Annotated in this window: 13 protein-coding genes; all 13 read left to right on the top strand. The window is 74.1% G+C overall.

What is annotated here, in order from left to right; translation table 11 throughout:
- Window positions 1–306 precede the first annotated feature (306 nt).
- A complete protein-coding gene (locus ACRAKJ_RS24830) occupies window positions 307–1302 on the top strand; it encodes a tetratricopeptide repeat protein (RefSeq protein WP_438923577.1) in 996 nt (331 codons plus the stop codon).
- A gap of 126 nt (window positions 1303–1428) precedes the next feature.
- Window positions 1429–2457: a zinc-binding dehydrogenase gene (locus ACRAKJ_RS24825; protein ID WP_438923576.1), complete on the top strand. Its 1029-nt coding sequence runs from the start codon at window positions 1429–1431 to the stop codon at window positions 2455–2457.
- Window positions 2458–2571: 114 nt separating this feature from the next.
- Window positions 2572–2802: an RGCVC family protein gene (locus tag ACRAKJ_RS24820; protein ID WP_438923575.1), complete on the top strand. Its 231-nt coding sequence runs from the start codon at window positions 2572–2574 to the stop codon at window positions 2800–2802.
- 283 nt (window positions 2803–3085) lie between these two features.
- Window positions 3086–3316 carry a hypothetical protein gene (locus ACRAKJ_RS24815; RefSeq protein ID WP_438923574.1) on the top strand — a complete coding sequence of 77 codons (231 nt, stop codon included), beginning with the start codon at window positions 3086–3088 and terminating at the stop codon, window positions 3314–3316.
- Window positions 3317–3599: 283 nt separating this feature from the next.
- Window positions 3600–4328: an ANTAR domain-containing protein gene (locus ACRAKJ_RS24810; RefSeq protein WP_438923573.1), complete on the top strand. Its 729-nt coding sequence runs from the start codon at window positions 3600–3602 to the stop codon at window positions 4326–4328.
- 53 nt (window positions 4329–4381) lie between these two features.
- Window positions 4382–5110 carry an ANTAR domain-containing protein gene (locus ACRAKJ_RS24805; RefSeq protein ID WP_438923572.1) on the top strand — a complete coding sequence of 243 codons (729 nt, stop codon included), beginning with the start codon at window positions 4382–4384 and terminating at the stop codon, window positions 5108–5110.
- Between the two features lie 248 nt (window positions 5111–5358).
- Window positions 5359–7581: a SpoIIE family protein phosphatase gene (locus tag ACRAKJ_RS24800; protein ID WP_438923571.1), complete on the top strand. Its 2223-nt coding sequence runs from the start codon at window positions 5359–5361 to the stop codon at window positions 7579–7581.
- 947 nt (window positions 7582–8528) lie between these two features.
- On the top strand, window positions 8529–9083 hold the full coding sequence (locus ACRAKJ_RS24795; protein ID WP_438923570.1) for a hypothetical protein: 555 nt from the start codon (window positions 8529–8531) through the stop codon (window positions 9081–9083).
- Window positions 9080–9970, top strand: a complete 891-nt coding sequence (locus ACRAKJ_RS24790) for a branched-chain amino acid aminotransferase (protein ID WP_438923569.1) — start codon at window positions 9080–9082, stop codon at window positions 9968–9970. The genes ACRAKJ_RS24795 and ACRAKJ_RS24790 overlap by 4 nt, the downstream gene beginning before the upstream one ends.
- A gap of 23 nt (window positions 9971–9993) precedes the next feature.
- Entirely contained in the window at window positions 9994–11247 is a 1254-nt protein-coding gene (locus ACRAKJ_RS24785; RefSeq protein ID WP_438923568.1) for a DUF6421 family protein, read from the top strand.
- Between the two features lie 4 nt (window positions 11248–11251).
- Complete coding sequence (locus tag ACRAKJ_RS24780; RefSeq protein WP_438923567.1) at window positions 11252–11419, top strand: hypothetical protein; 168 nt, start codon at window positions 11252–11254, stop codon at window positions 11417–11419.
- On the top strand, window positions 11416–12390 hold the full coding sequence (locus tag ACRAKJ_RS24775) for an EamA family transporter (RefSeq protein WP_438923566.1): 975 nt from the start codon (window positions 11416–11418) through the stop codon (window positions 12388–12390). Before ACRAKJ_RS24780 ends, ACRAKJ_RS24775 begins: the two co-directional genes overlap by 4 nt.
- A 14-nt stretch (window positions 12391–12404) precedes the next feature.
- Entirely contained in the window at window positions 12405–13610 is a 1206-nt protein-coding gene (locus ACRAKJ_RS24770; RefSeq protein WP_438923565.1) for an ATP-grasp domain-containing protein, read from the top strand.
- The last annotated feature ends 5 nt before the right edge of the window (window positions 13611–13615 follow it).

The raw sequence follows: 13615 nt of genomic DNA, 5'->3' as shown, positions 1-13615 counted from the left end.
CCGACCACGTCACCGTCCACGGCGACCTCCGACCACTCGGGGGTCCACCCAACCACACGTCCCGCGCCGACCGGGCACGACGGGGCCGCCGGTGGGTCGCGGATCGCGCGTTCCCGGCCCGGCGGCGTACTTCCGGCCCGGCCGCGTCGACCGGCACGGGGAGCACGCCGACCCCCGGTCCGGAGACGGTCGCGCCGTCGCGGCACCCGGGTCCCGGCGCTTCCCCGATCGGGGAAGCGTGACAGGATCGTCGCGGTTGCCCCGGCCCCCGGCAGACCGCGTTTCTTCGGCGTCCGGAGGTGGCAGGTGCCCGACCGCGCACACGAGGCCGTCGGTGGTCCCCACCGCGCGCCGCCGGCGGGACCGGACGTCTCGTCCGTCGCGGGCCTGGAGGCGTTCACCGGTGAGGTGCGGGCCCTGGACCGCCGGTACGGCGGCGCTCTCGCCCGGGACGCGGCGGTGGGTCGTCTGCCTTCCGCGTTGGGGCTGTTGGACTTCTCCGCCCCCGGGCTCGACGGGGTGCGGTTGCGCACGGCGGTGGCGGACCTGCACAGCGCGGCCGGGTGGGCGGCGTTCGACACCGGGATGGTGGGCGCGGCCCTGGGGTACTTCAACACCGCGGTGACGTTGGCGGCGTCGGTGGGGGACGGGGCGTTGACGGCCGAGGTGTACTGCCGGGTGGGCCGGTTGTGGTTGCACCACCGCGAGCCGTCCCGGGCGTTGGCGGAGTTCCGGCTCGGCGGGTTGGCGGCGGAGGCGGGTGGCTCGTCGCAGGCGGGCGGTTCGTCGCGGGTGGCGGCCCTGCTCGGGGTGAACACGGCGTGGGCGTGGGCGCGGTTGGGGCAGGAGGCGAAGGCGGTGGCCCTGCTCGCGGAGGTCGAGGGCGACCTCGCCGGGGCGCCGGGTGCGACGGGGCCGCTGTCCGCCGCCTCCGCGGACCTCTCGGTGGTGGCGGGGATGGTGCGCACCGAGCTGGCGGTGGTGGTCGACCCCCGGTACGCGCGCCTCGCGGTGCCGCTGCTGGCCGCGGCGGTGGCGGGTTACGGGGGCGACAGGGCGCGTGGCCGGGCGTTCGGCCTGATCTCGTTGGCCGTGTGCCACCTGCTCGACGACCGGGTGGACGACGCGGTGGAGGCGGGCGGGCGCGCGGTCGACCTGTGCGAGCGGTTGGTGTCCGCCCGCACCGCCGAGCGGTTGCGGCCGCTGCGCAACGAGGCCGAGCGGCGGCGTTCCCACCGCGGTGCCCGCGCACTGGCCGACCGCATCCGCGCGTTCCGGCAGCCGACCTCGGGACCCTGGTGACCGCGCCCCGACCGTCCCGGCGTGATTCCCGTGGAAAGCGCGCATTCGCGCGGTATTTGTCCGCGATCAAGGAAACGGTGTGAATTCGTGAGCAGAGGCGTACGCTCGCGATTTTAAGGGGAAATCATGGGAGTCGAGCAGAACGGCGGACCGGCGCAACCGCCACCGGGGGCGCGGAGGATGCGCGCGATCGTGCAGGACGAGTACGGCGAGGCGCTGGACGTCCTGCGGTCGGAGGAGGTCGACCGGCCCCGGATCGCCGCCGGCGAGGTGCTGGTGCGGGTGCGCGCGGCCGGGGTCGACCGGGGCGCCTGGCACATCATGGCGGGCCTGCCCTACCCGATCCGGCTGTTCGGCTACGGGTTCCGCAGGCCGAGGACGCGGGTGCGGGGCCGGGAGGTCGCCGGGCTGGTCGAGGCCGTCGGCGCGGACGTGACCGCCGTGCGGCCGGGCCAGGAGGTCTACGGCATCGGCGAGGGCTGCTTCGCCGAGTACGCCGTCGCGCGGCAGGACAGGATCGCCCCGAAACCGGCCAACCTCGACTTCGCGCAGGCCGCCGCCGCGCCCATCTCCGGGCTCACGGCCCTGCAGGGCGTGCGCGACGCGGGGCGGGTGCGGGCCGGGCAGGACGTGCTGGTCATCGGCGCCTCGGGGGGTGTGGGCACGTTCGCCGTGCAGATCGCCAAGGCGCTCGGCGCGCACGTCACGGGCGTGTGCGGCACGGCGAAGACCGACCTGGTCCGCTCCCTGGGCGCGGACCACGTCATCGACCACACCCGTGAGGACATCACCGCCGGCGGGAAGCGCTACGACGTCGTCCTCGACATCGGCGGGCACCGCTCGCTGACCCACCTCCGGCGCGTCCTCACCCCGCGTGGGAGACTGGTCATCGTCGGCTCCGAGACCGGTGGGCGGTGGCTCGGCGGTTTCGACCGCACCCTGCGCGCACCCGTGCTGTCCCTGTTCACCGGCCAGACGCTGCGCGGTCTGGTCAACTCGGAGAACGCCCGCGACCTGCTCGCGCTCACCGGGCTCGTCGAGTCCGGCGCGGTCACCCCCGCGGTCGACCGGACCTACCCGCTCAGCGACACCCCCGCGGCCGTCCAGCACGTGGTCGACGGCCATTCCCGGGGTAAGACCGTCGTCGTGGTGTGAGACCGCGGGCCCGCCAGCCGGCCGGCCCGCCCAACCCGTCCGGCCCGCCAGGGGAACGCGTGGACCTGCCGGGTCCCGGACAACAGTGGTACCGACCACGAGAAGGACGGATCGATGTCGACGACCGAACTGCTGACGGACGACCTCTCCACGCCGGGCACCCCGGTGCCCTGCTCCGCGTGCCACCACCCGGTGGACGCGCACGACCCGCTCGCGCGGCGGTTCTGCTCCGCGACCGAGGCGGGTGGACTGTCCCGGGGCTGCCTGTGCTCGGGCGAGTCGAGCGGCGCGACCTACGGCAAGACGGTCGTGGGCAACATCAGCGACCGCGCGGGCGGCGCCTGACACCGCGGACCGACGGGACCGGCGCGGACCGCCCGCCGGACCGAACGGACGTCCGCCGGGCCGCCGCGCGACGTCGTCCCGATCCCGCCCCGACGGGCCTCCGGTGAAGTCGCCACCGCGTCGGCGGGAATTCACGGAAATCCGCCGTGCGCGTTTTCCGGTGGATTTCCGGTGTAATGTGGCATTACCGAGGGCGCGTTGAACGCCGATGTCCGAGTCGGCGTCGCCTTGGGCGCACCACGAAGTCCGACCGGCCGGTCCGGTCGGAGGCGGGAGCGCCGAGATGATCCCGAACCAGTCCGGTTCCACCACCGGTCCCACCGCGGCACGCGATCACGCGTGCCGGTGGGCGGTGAAACCGCTCACCGGTGCGCGGGGCCGCGTCGACGGCGGCTGGTGGCCGCGGTCGACCGCGATGCACGCCGCCGCCGACCCCGACTCGACCGCCACCGTCGAGGACCTCCTGGCACGGACCCCCGACCGGGGCGCCGCCACCGCCACCTCGCCCGCGTGACGGCCGCCGACCGGTCGCGGTCACCGGGCACGCCCCCGCCCGACCCGCCGACCGCCGTGCCCCGCGGCCCGCTGTGGCGCAGGCGCGTCCGGCTCGACACGAGTCGCCGCCGGCGGCCGGGTCCCGTCCACCGCTGACCCGTCCACCGCTGACCCCCGGACCGCTCGCGGCGGATCGGGGACGTCACCGGACCGGCGCGGCGTCCCCGGTGCGCGGGGTGGGCCGATCGCGGTGCGGGGGTGTCCGGGTCGCACCGCGCGACGAGGTGACGGGAGGTCCCCGGATGGCCCGGTACACCACCAGTCGCCTGGCGCTGGTGAGCCGCTGGATCGCGGAGAGGGCCGCCGAACTGGACGTGCCCGTGTCGGTCGGCGTTCTCTGCCGGTCGGCGGTGGAGCGGCTGGGTGTCAGCGGCGCCGTGCTGACCGTGGACACCTCCGGCTGGCCGGAGGTCCTGTGCGCCACGGACGCCCTGGGGGAGAGGCTGGCCGAGTTGCAGGTGACGGTGGGGGAGGGACCGGCCGTGGACGTCTGGCGCGGGGGCGGTCCGGCGCTCGTCTCCGACCTCGACGCCCCGTCCGGCCGGACCCGGTGGCCGGTGTTCGCGCCGCTGGCCGTCGACGCGGGGGCGGCGTCGCTGTTCGCCCTGCCGTTGTGCGTGGGCGCGATCCGGGTCGGTGTGCTGCTGCTGTACCGCGTCGAGGGGGGTCACCTCGACGCCGCGACGCTGACCGACTCCCTGGCGTTCGGGGAACTGGCCCTGCGGCTGCTGCTGGACGAGCACGCCGGCCTGGGCGCGGCCGGCGGTGCCGCCGGGGACGTCCTGCCGCTGCACAACCCGCAGGTGCACCAGGCCACCGGCATGGTGGCGGCGCAGCTGGGCGTGGGCATGGCGGACGCGTTCGCCTCCCTGCGGGCCAGGGCGTTCGTCGAGCAGGTGCCGTTGAGCGACCTGGCCGCCGACGTGGTGGCGCGCCGGCGCCGGTTCCACCGCGACGGCGGACGACCGTGACAACGGGTGGGGCGCGGCCCCGCACCCCGAACACACCGATGGAGGTGGCTGCGATGGACGGCGATCGTCTCGTCGAAACGTTCGTCGAGTTGGCCGACACCCTGGTCGACGACTTCGACGTCATCGACTTCCTGCACATGCTCGTGGACCGGTGCGTGGAACTGCTCGACGTGCACGCGGCGGGGCTGCTGCTGGCCGACCAGCGGGGCAGGCTCCAGCTGATCGCGACGTCCAACGAGCAGGTCCGGCTGCTGGAGCTCTTCCAGCTGCAGAACGACGAGGGACCGTGCCTCGACGCGTTCGCGACGGGGACCAGGGTGGGCCACCCCGACCTGCTCAACGCGGGGGAGCGGTGGCCGAGGTTCACCGCGGCGGCGACCGACGCCGGGTTCGTCGCGGTGGACGCGGTGCCCATGCGCCTGCGCAACGAGGTGATCGGCGCGCTGAACCTGTTCCGCGACCGGGTGGGCGAGCTGGACGCCACCGCCCTGCGGACCGCCACGGCGCTGGTCGACGTCGCCACCGTCGGCCTGCTGCAACAGCGTTCGATCCACCACCACCAGGTGCTCACCGAGCAGCTCCAGGCGGCCTTGAACAGCCGGGTGGTCGTGGAGCAGGCCAAGGGGCTGGTCGCCGAACGCCTCGGGGTCGACATGGACGCCGCCTTCGCCGCGCTGCGCGGCCACGCCCGCGGGCACAACCTCAAGCTCGGCCACGTCGCCCAGGAGGTCATCGCGGGCACCATCGACCTCGCGGCCGCGCGGCCGCGTTCGTCGCGCTGAGCGGGGGGCGCGCCGAACGCGGCGCTCGCGGGGCCGCCCCAGGGCTGTCGGGGCCGCCCCGGGGCTGTCGGGGGTGTCGCCGGGACCGGCCAGGACGTTGTCCGCCACCGGGTCGGACCAGGTCATCCCGGTTTTCGTCGACGTGGCCGGCGCCTCGCGCGCTGACGCCGTCCCCCGGGTGGGGGATGATGGTCGGTGCACGGCCGCCCGGACCGACGACGTGGGCGCGAGGACGGGCGGAGACGGCGATGGTCCACGAGAACGATCCGGTTGCCGGTTCGGGCCCGGCGCGGGACCGACCACGCGACACCTCCGACGTGCGGGCGCTGTTCGGGCAGTCCGCCGCCGTGTTCGCGCTGCTGTCGGGACCCGCGCACATGGTGGAGGCGGCCAACGCCGCGTTCTTCGAGGCCATCGGCGGCGGCGACCGGGCGCGCACCGGCGTCCCCATCGGGCGGTTGGTGCCGGAGCTGGCCGAACAGGGCTTCCTGGCGCTGCTCGACGGCGTCTACCGCACCGGGCGCCCCTACTCGGCGCGCGACGCGCGGATCGTGCTCGGGCAGGCGGGCCGCGAGCGCGAGGCGTTCTTCGACTTCGTCTACGAGCCGCGGCTGGACCAGGGCGGCCTCGTCACCGGCGTGACGGTGCTGGGCGTGGAGATCACCCAGGTCAAGCACGCGCAGCGGCTGACCGCCGAGCACCGGGCGCTGCTGGAGCAGATCGCGCGCGACGCCCCGCTGTCCGAGGTGCTCGACGGCATGGCGCGGGTGATCGAGGCGCTGACCCCGGACACGCTGGTGTCGGTGCTGCTGGCGGACGAGGACGGCCGGCGCCTGCGGCACGGGGCCGCGCCGAGCCTGCCCGACTTCTACAACGAGGCCATCGACGGCATCGCCACCGGCGAGGGCGTGGGCTCCTGCGGCACCGCGGCCCACCGGCGCAGCCCGGTCGTCGTCGCCGACATCGCGAGCGACCCGTTCTGGGACGACTTCCGCGAGCTGGCCGCGCGCGCCTCGCTGGCGGCGTGCTGGTCCACCCCGATCCTGGCCCGCGACGGCCGCCTGCTGGGCACCTTCGCGATGTACCACCGCACACCGCGCCGCCCGCAGGACTCCGACCTGGCGCTGGCCCGCATCTTCGCCGACACCGCCGCGCTGGCCGTCGAGCGCCACCGCATCGAGCAGGCCAAGGCCGCCGCCGAGGCCAAGGAGAAGGCCGCCCGCGACGACCTGGCCTTCCTGCTGGAGGCCGGCACCGCGCTGTCGCGCGACCTGGACCACACCCAGACCCTGCGCTGCCTGGCGGAGCTGTGCGTGCCGAAGCTCGCGCCGCTGTGCGCGGTCGACGTGGTCGAGTCCGGGCGCGTCCGGCGGCTGGCCACCGCCGCGGTCGACCCGGCGCAGGCCGACCTGCTGGCCACCCACGTGCCCGTGCACGACGACGGGGACGACGCGGTGGTCCGGGTGCTGGCGCTCGCGACCACCGAGGTCGCCCGCCGCGCGCCCACCGGCCCGGGACCGTGGGCCGAACTGGGCGTCACCGGCTACCTGTGCATCCCGCTGACCGACCGCGGTCGCCCGTTCGGCACGCTGACCCTGTTCACCACCGGCACGGCCGCGCTCGACGGCCACGCCGTCCACCTGGCCGGGGAGCTGGCCTCCCGCGCCTCGCTGGCCGCGCGCAACGCCCGCCAGTACACCCAGCGCGCCCGCCTCGCCCACGACCTCCAGGCCGGGCTGCTGCTGCCCGAGCTGCCCGCCGTGCCGGGCGCCGACGTGGCCACCCACTACCACCCGGCGGGCGAGGGCCTGGAGGTCGGCGGCGACTTCTACGACGTGTTCCCGCTGCCGGACGGGCGGTGGGCGTTCCTCATCGGCGACGTGTGCGGGCGCGGCGCGCGGGCCGCCACCACCACCGCCCTGGTGCGCAACACCGCCCGCGCCATCGCCCGCGTGCTGCCCGACCCCCTCCAGGTCGTGCGGGCGGTCAACACCGCCCTGGTCGAACGCCCCCGCGCGCACGGCACCGGTTTCGTCACCCTCGTCCACGGCCACCTGGCCAACCGCGGCGGCCACCTGGCCGTGGAACTCATCCGCGCCGGGCACGTCGCGCCCCGCGTCCTGCGCGCCGACGGCACCGTGACCGCCTCGATCACCCGCGGCATGCTGCTGGGCGTCGACCCCGACCCCGTCTTCCACGTGCACCGGGTCGACCTGCACCCCGGCGACAGCCTGGTCCTGGTCACCGACGGCATCACCGAGGCCCGCGCCCCCGACGGCTCCCAGTTCGACGACGAGGGGCTCGACACCGCCCTCGCCCGCTGCGCCCGCCCCACCGCCGGCGACACCCTCGGCCGCCTGATCGACGCGGTCGCCCGCTTCACCGCCGGCAACGTCGGCGAGGACGACCAGGCCGCCCTGGTGCTGACCGCGCAGCCCGCCGTCCCGGCCGACACCGCTACCGGGGCCTGACGCCGCCGGTCCCGCGGCCCGGCCGACCGGCGGGGACGGGACCGAACCGGGCCGGCGCTGTCTGCTCAACGATCCGGCCCGGTTCGACCGGGCCGCCCGTGGACGACCCTCCCGCGCGGGCGGCACGCCCCCGCGGTGAGCAAAGGCCTACCCGGCCGGCGGCGATCCATTCACGCGGTGAGGGGTGCGTCGTCCCGCGACCGGCAACGGCGGCGGGCCGGGCGACGTCGAGCCCGAGGGTGGCGCTCGCGCACGACCACGCAACGGCACCGCCCGTGATCGGGCGGCCGGTCGGCGTTCACCCGATTGCCTATTGGCTTCGTGTGAAACTTTTGGGAGAGTGGGTCGCGGGGGAGTTCGTCATGGACCGGTACGGGGGCCGCGTCCGATCCTCTTCGTTGTCCGGTTCGAGTCGGTGAATAGCGGAGATCGCCTTCCCCGGGTGGACGCGATCTCCCGGCGTTTTCGTGTGAGGCAGCCCGCGGTGGCGGGCCTGGGGGGTATCGGTTGTCCATGTCAGACCAGATGAGTGCGTTCGTCGCCGGAATACCGGTCCTGCGAACGGGGTGCTGCGCCCTTCCCGGACGAGGTCGAGGTCAGCCCGCGCGTCGGGTAGTGCCTGGTCAGCTCGTCGCGGGTGGTCGCGTGCGCTCCCGGGTGCGGATTTCCGCAGGTATTCCGCGATCCTGACCGGACGACCCGCGCATCGGGGTTGTGTCGGTTCACGAACTGTTCGGCGGTGATCGCCGTGCCGCTTCCCGGTTTCGCGCGCACGCGCCGGAACAGTTCCCGGGCAAAACCGACATTTCCCTCTCCATTGCCGTTGTCCGCGATTCCGTGGGCGCGGCGGATCGGTATGCCCGAAAAGCGGTCGATGAATCGAGCACCCGTGGTCCGACGCGGCCGATCGCCGCGCGTACCGCGCTAAATCACCCTAAGGAATGCCGATGACGTCTGTGGCCACCACGACGGAGAACGCCCTGACCAGGATCACGGAAGTCCACACGCTCGGCCCGGCGGGCACGAACTGCGAGCAGGCCGCCAGGGTGTGGCTGGCCAACCGCGGGGTGGAGGGCGAGGTCCGGCTGCACCGCACCCTGGAGACCGCCGTCGAGGAGATGTCCTACGACGGCACGCACGCGCTGCTCGGCTGCGTCGTCTACCCGGACCTGCACACGCTCGTGTTCAGCAACCTGCACCGGCTCGTGCTCGCCGACATGTTCATCATGCCGACGTTCAACATGCTCCTCGCCGCCCGCGAGCAGCGGGAACCGGCCACCGTCTCCACCCACCCCGCGCCGCAGCACCTGGTGCCGGAGGGCATGACGAGGGTGATCACCACGAGCAACGCCCAGGCCGCCTCGGACTGCGCGAACGGCCTCACGGACGGCTGCATCACCACCCTGCCCGCCGCGCGCGAGCACGACCTGGTGGTCCTGCGCGACTACGGCCCCGTGCCGATGGGCTTCACCATCCACGTCCCGGTCGGGACGGCGGGATGAGCGGCGGCCTCGACGACCGCGACGGGTGGATCTGGCTCGACGGCGCCCTGGTGCCGTGGCGCGACGCCCGGCTGCACGTGCTCAGCCACGGCCTGCACTACGCCAGCAGCGTGTTCGAGGGCGAACGCGTCTACGACGGCGTCGTCTTCCGCCTCACCGAGCACAGCACCCGACTGCTCGCCTCCGCCCGCGAGATCGGCCTGACCCTGCCCGTCGGCGTCCCCGAGCTGGACGCGGCGACGGCGCAGGTCGTCGAGGCCAACGGCATCGAGCAGGGCTACGTCCGGCCGATCGCCTGGCTGGGGAGCGACAGCCTGGGCATCACCGCCCCGCGGGCGACCGCGCACGTGGCCGTCGCCGCCTGGGAGTGGCCGCACGTGTTCTCCCCGGACGCCAAGCGGCACGGCATCACCCTCGGCACCAGCGAGTGGGTGCGCCCGTCGCCCAGGATGGCGCCCACCGCGGCCAAGACCGCCGGGCTCTACCAGATCTGCACGCTCGCCAGGCGGGCCGCGGAGGCCGCCGGGTACGACGACGCGCTGCTGCTGGACTACCGCGGCTACCTCGCCGAGGCGACGGGGGCCAACCTGTTCCTCGTCGTCGACGGCGCCCTGCACACCCCGACGTGCGACTGCCTGCTCGACGGCATCACCCGCCAGACCGTGCTGGCGCTCGCGCGGCGACTGGGCATCGAGGTCGTGGTCGGGCACCTGCTGCCCGAGGCGCTCGACCGGGCGAGCGAGGTGTTCGTCACCGGCACCGCCTACGAGGTGCAGCCGGTCCGGTCGGTGGACCACCGCGAGTACGGCGTCGGGCCCGTCGCCTCGCGCCTGCTCGACGCCTACGACGACCTCGTCCACCGGCGGGTCACCGCCGGGGCGGTCTGACCCAGCGACCCCAGGGGGAACGCATGATCGAGATGTCGGCGGCCGAACGCGAGGCCGTCAAGCTGCTGTCCCAGCGGGTCATCCCGCTCTGCAACGAGATCCGCGTCCGCCAGAAGCTCGACGGCCGGATCGCCGACCCGACCGACCACGACCGCGTGCTGGTGGAGGAGCTGCTCGACGTCGCCGTGGACGTGCTGGACCGGATCGGCGACGACGGGTCCGCCGCCGCGTTCGCCGCGGACACGCGGGCGTGGCTCGACGCCGGGCTGGGCACCGTTCCCCTGTTCGACCGCGTGCGCGACGCCGTCGTGCCCGCGCCGGACGGCGCGCTGGGCGTGTTCATCGGCCCGCTGCTGATGACCAACTCCGAACCGCCCGTCCGCCGCGGGTTCGAGGCGTTCGCCGTGCGCCGGCAGGAACCCGAGGCGCTGGCCCTGATGTCGCAGCGGTTCCCGCACCCGAAGAACATCTGCCAGTCCGTGCAGCTGCTCGTCGGCAGCGACGGCATCAGCAGGGGCAACTGCATCGTGTTCTTCCCGGAGAACATCCCGGCCGCGGTCAAGCCGGACAAGCAGGAGTTCGCGATGTTCTTCTTCAACAAGTTCCGCCGCATCTACCAGGCGTTCTCGGTGCCCGCGGCCCGCGCGCTGCTCACCGCCGACTCGCTGCCGATGGTGTCCGGGGCGCTGACGCCGGAGGAGGTCTACGAGGCCCGGTCGCTGTGGGGGTACCTGCACGACTACTTCCACCACCAGGGCCTCAAGCCGTTCGACGAGCACATCCAGGTGAAGATCAACTGGTTCGTCGGCCTGCTGGAGGAGATCAAGGTCGACAGCCAGAGCCTGCTCACCTGCGCCGAGGGCGGTGTCCCGTTCGGTGACGCGGTGATCGAGATGATCCTGCTGGAACGGCTGTTCCGCTACCCGCTCGACCCCAAGGCGGAGCGGGTCTTCGACTCCGGCACCGGGGTGCTGCTGTACTCCTGGCTCAGCGAGCACGGCGCGATCACCCCGGCCGGCGACGGGAAGCTCCGGATGTCGATGCCCGACGTGTACGCGGCGCTGCGCGCCCTGGTCGACGCCATCGAGTCGATCGAGGCGACCGTCACGGACGACGACGACTACCGGGCGACGGCGACGGAGTTCGTGCGGCGCTACCTCCGACCCGGCGCGGACAAGGACAAGTTCGCCTTCACCGAGGAGCAGGAGGTGCTGCGGCGCTACCGGGGCACCGCCGAGCGGGTCCCGGCGCTGAGCTTCGGCGTAGGGGAGCTCTGACCCGGTGCGCGTGGAACGGTGCGCGGCCGACCCGGCGCGGGTCCGGTGTCGGCGCGGTGGCCGGCGGCAGGACGGGCAGCGGCAGGGCGGGCAGTGGCACGGCGGCCAGTGGCAGGGCGGGCCGCGGCACGGCGGGCAGTGGTGCCGCGGCCAGTGGCGCGGGGCGTCGTGAGCTGGCGGGCCCTCCGGGTGCCGGTCATGGCGGTGGGCATGGTGGCCCTGCTGACCGGCGGCTGGGTGATGTCCGGACGGCTGCTGGCGCAGCTGCCGCCGTTGACGGTCGCCGGCGTCCGCACGCTGTTCACCCTGCCGGTGGTCATCGGCCTGGTGCTGGTCAAGGCCAGGTACCGGAAGGCGTCCGTCGTCGCGCTGCGGCGACCGGTGGCGCTGGCCAAGCTGGCGCTGCTGGGGTTCTTCCTCTACTCGGTGTGCACCGTCTTCGCCATCACGATGATCGGGGCGTCCGCGAGCGGCATCCTGGTCGGCCTCATGCCCTGCCTCACCCTGGTCATCGGCGTGGCCGCGTTCCGGGAGCGGTCCACGCCCACCAAGTGGGTCGGGACGGTCCTCGCCGTCGCGGCGTCCGTCGTCTACGGCCTGCGCCACGGCGTCCCGGTCGGCCTGGCGCAGGCCACCGGCTGGACGATCGCGCTCGGCGTCGGCCTGGCGCTGGCGGGGACGTTCTTCTACTCGCTCTACGGGTTCGCCTACCGGGCCGAGATGGGGGACCTGCCCTCGCTCGCGTCCCTGCCGGGGATCGCCGGGGTGGCGACCCTGATGCTGGTCCCCACCGCGCTGCTGATCGGCGAGGACCTCTGGTCCCTGTCCCTGGCGCAGCTCGGGGCGCTGTTCCTGCTCGGGGCGGTCTTCACCGCGCCCGTGTACGTCCTCTCGCACGAACTGGTGCTGGTGCGCGGGCCGCTGTTCACCGCGTCGGCGGCCGTGTGCCTGCCCTTCCTGGTGCGCAGCACCGAATGGGTCCTGGGCGTGGCCCCGGTGTTCACCGTGTTCGAGGTGACGCTGTTCGCGCTCGCCGCCGCGGGCGTGCTGCTCGTGGTCCGCTCGGGGGACCCGACTCGACGGCCGGACGAGGGCCGTGCGCTGAAAGGGGAGAAGTCATCGACAGACCGAGGATCGGACTGATCCACGCGCGGCCCGTGCTGCCGTGGGTGTTCGAGGCGCACGACCGGGTCGGCTGTGAATTCGTCCTCGTGCCCCGCCCCGGCGAGGTCGTCGACGACGTGCCGGACGGCGTCGTCGACGTCCTCCGCTGCGACGTGCTCGGCGACCCGGCCGACGCGCTGCGGGCGCTGCGGTCCTACCGCGACGAGCACCGGCTCGACGGCGTGTTCACGATGGACGACCCGGCGGTGCCGATCACCGCGGTGATCGCGGCGGAGCTCGGGCTGCCGGGCATCTCGCCCGAGGCCGCGGTGAACGCCACCGACAAGCGGGGCGTGCACCGGCTCCTGCGCGCGGCGGGGGCCCACACGCCCGCGTCGGTCGCCGTGCCCGTCGCGGCCCAACCCCCGCCGCTGGGGGACCTCCGGTTCCCCGTGGTGGTCAAACCCGCGTCGGCGTACGGCAGCATGGGCGTGGTCCGGGTGGACGACCCGGCCGACCTCGCCGAGGAGCTGCTCCGGGTGGAGGAGGTGGCCCGGCGGGACCTGCCGCCCGAGTCCGCCGCGCGCGGCCTGCTCGTCCAGGAGTACGTCGACGGCCCCGAGTTCGCGGTGGAGAGCTTCGTCCGGCGGGGCCGGACCTACGTCCACTCCATCGGCTACAAGGGCGAACCGCGCGGACCGTACTTCGAGGAAGGCGTCTACCGCGCCCCGGCGAACCTGCCCCCGGACGTCCGGTCGACCGTCGTGGAGCAGATCGGCCTGGTGAACGAGGCGCTCGGGATCGAGAGCGGACCGGTGCACTCCGAGCTGCGCCTCCGCTCCGACGGGACGCCGTTCGTGTTCGACGTCGGCGCCAGGATCGGCGGCTCCGGGGTGTCGCACTTCATCGTCCGGCACAGCACCGGGATCGACTTCATCGGCAACGCGCTGCGCGTCGCCCTGGGGCGGGAACCGGTGGGGCTCACCGACGAACCGCGGATCACCGGCTACGCCAGCAACTACATCGTGCCGTGCGGCGGCGCCGGGGTGATCCGGGAGATCGCCGGTCTCGACGAGGTCGCGGAGCTGGACTGCGTCGAGCTGACGCCCAGGTTCCTGTTCCCCGGCGACCTCGTCCGGCCCTACCCGGAGTTCTCCGGCAGGCCCGCGTTCGTGATGTCGGTGCACGGCAGCGAGGCCGAGATGATCGCGTTCGACGACCACCTCGACGAGAAGATCTCGATCCACTACCACGACTGAACCAC

It is taken from the genome of Saccharothrix sp. DSM 118769 (genome assembly GCF_052936295.1).
The sequence above is the reverse complement of the archived record's forward strand: the minus strand, read 5'-3'. Positions and strand labels throughout refer to the sequence as shown.

Coding starts and splice junctions, on each gene's coding strand:
- ACRAKJ_RS24785 (WP_438923568.1), top strand. CDS start 9,994: ATGATCGAGATGTCGGCGGCCGAACGCGAGGCCGTCAAGCTGCTGTCC.
- ACRAKJ_RS24800 (WP_438923571.1), top strand. CDS start 5,359: ATGGTCCACGAGAACGATCCGGTTGCCGGTTCGGGCCCGGCGCGGGAC.
- ACRAKJ_RS24820 (WP_438923575.1), top strand. CDS start 2,572: ATGTCGACGACCGAACTGCTGACGGACGACCTCTCCACGCCGGGCACC.
- ACRAKJ_RS24810 (WP_438923573.1), top strand. CDS start 3,600: ATGGCCCGGTACACCACCAGTCGCCTGGCGCTGGTGAGCCGCTGGATC.
- ACRAKJ_RS24805 (WP_438923572.1), top strand. CDS start 4,382: ATGGACGGCGATCGTCTCGTCGAAACGTTCGTCGAGTTGGCCGACACC.
- ACRAKJ_RS24825 (WP_438923576.1), top strand. CDS start 1,429: ATGGGAGTCGAGCAGAACGGCGGACCGGCGCAACCGCCACCGGGGGCG.
- ACRAKJ_RS24790 (WP_438923569.1), top strand. CDS start 9,080: ATGAGCGGCGGCCTCGACGACCGCGACGGGTGGATCTGGCTCGACGGC.
- ACRAKJ_RS24815 (WP_438923574.1), top strand. CDS start 3,086: ATGATCCCGAACCAGTCCGGTTCCACCACCGGTCCCACCGCGGCACGC.
- ACRAKJ_RS24795 (WP_438923570.1), top strand. CDS start 8,529: ATGACGTCTGTGGCCACCACGACGGAGAACGCCCTGACCAGGATCACG.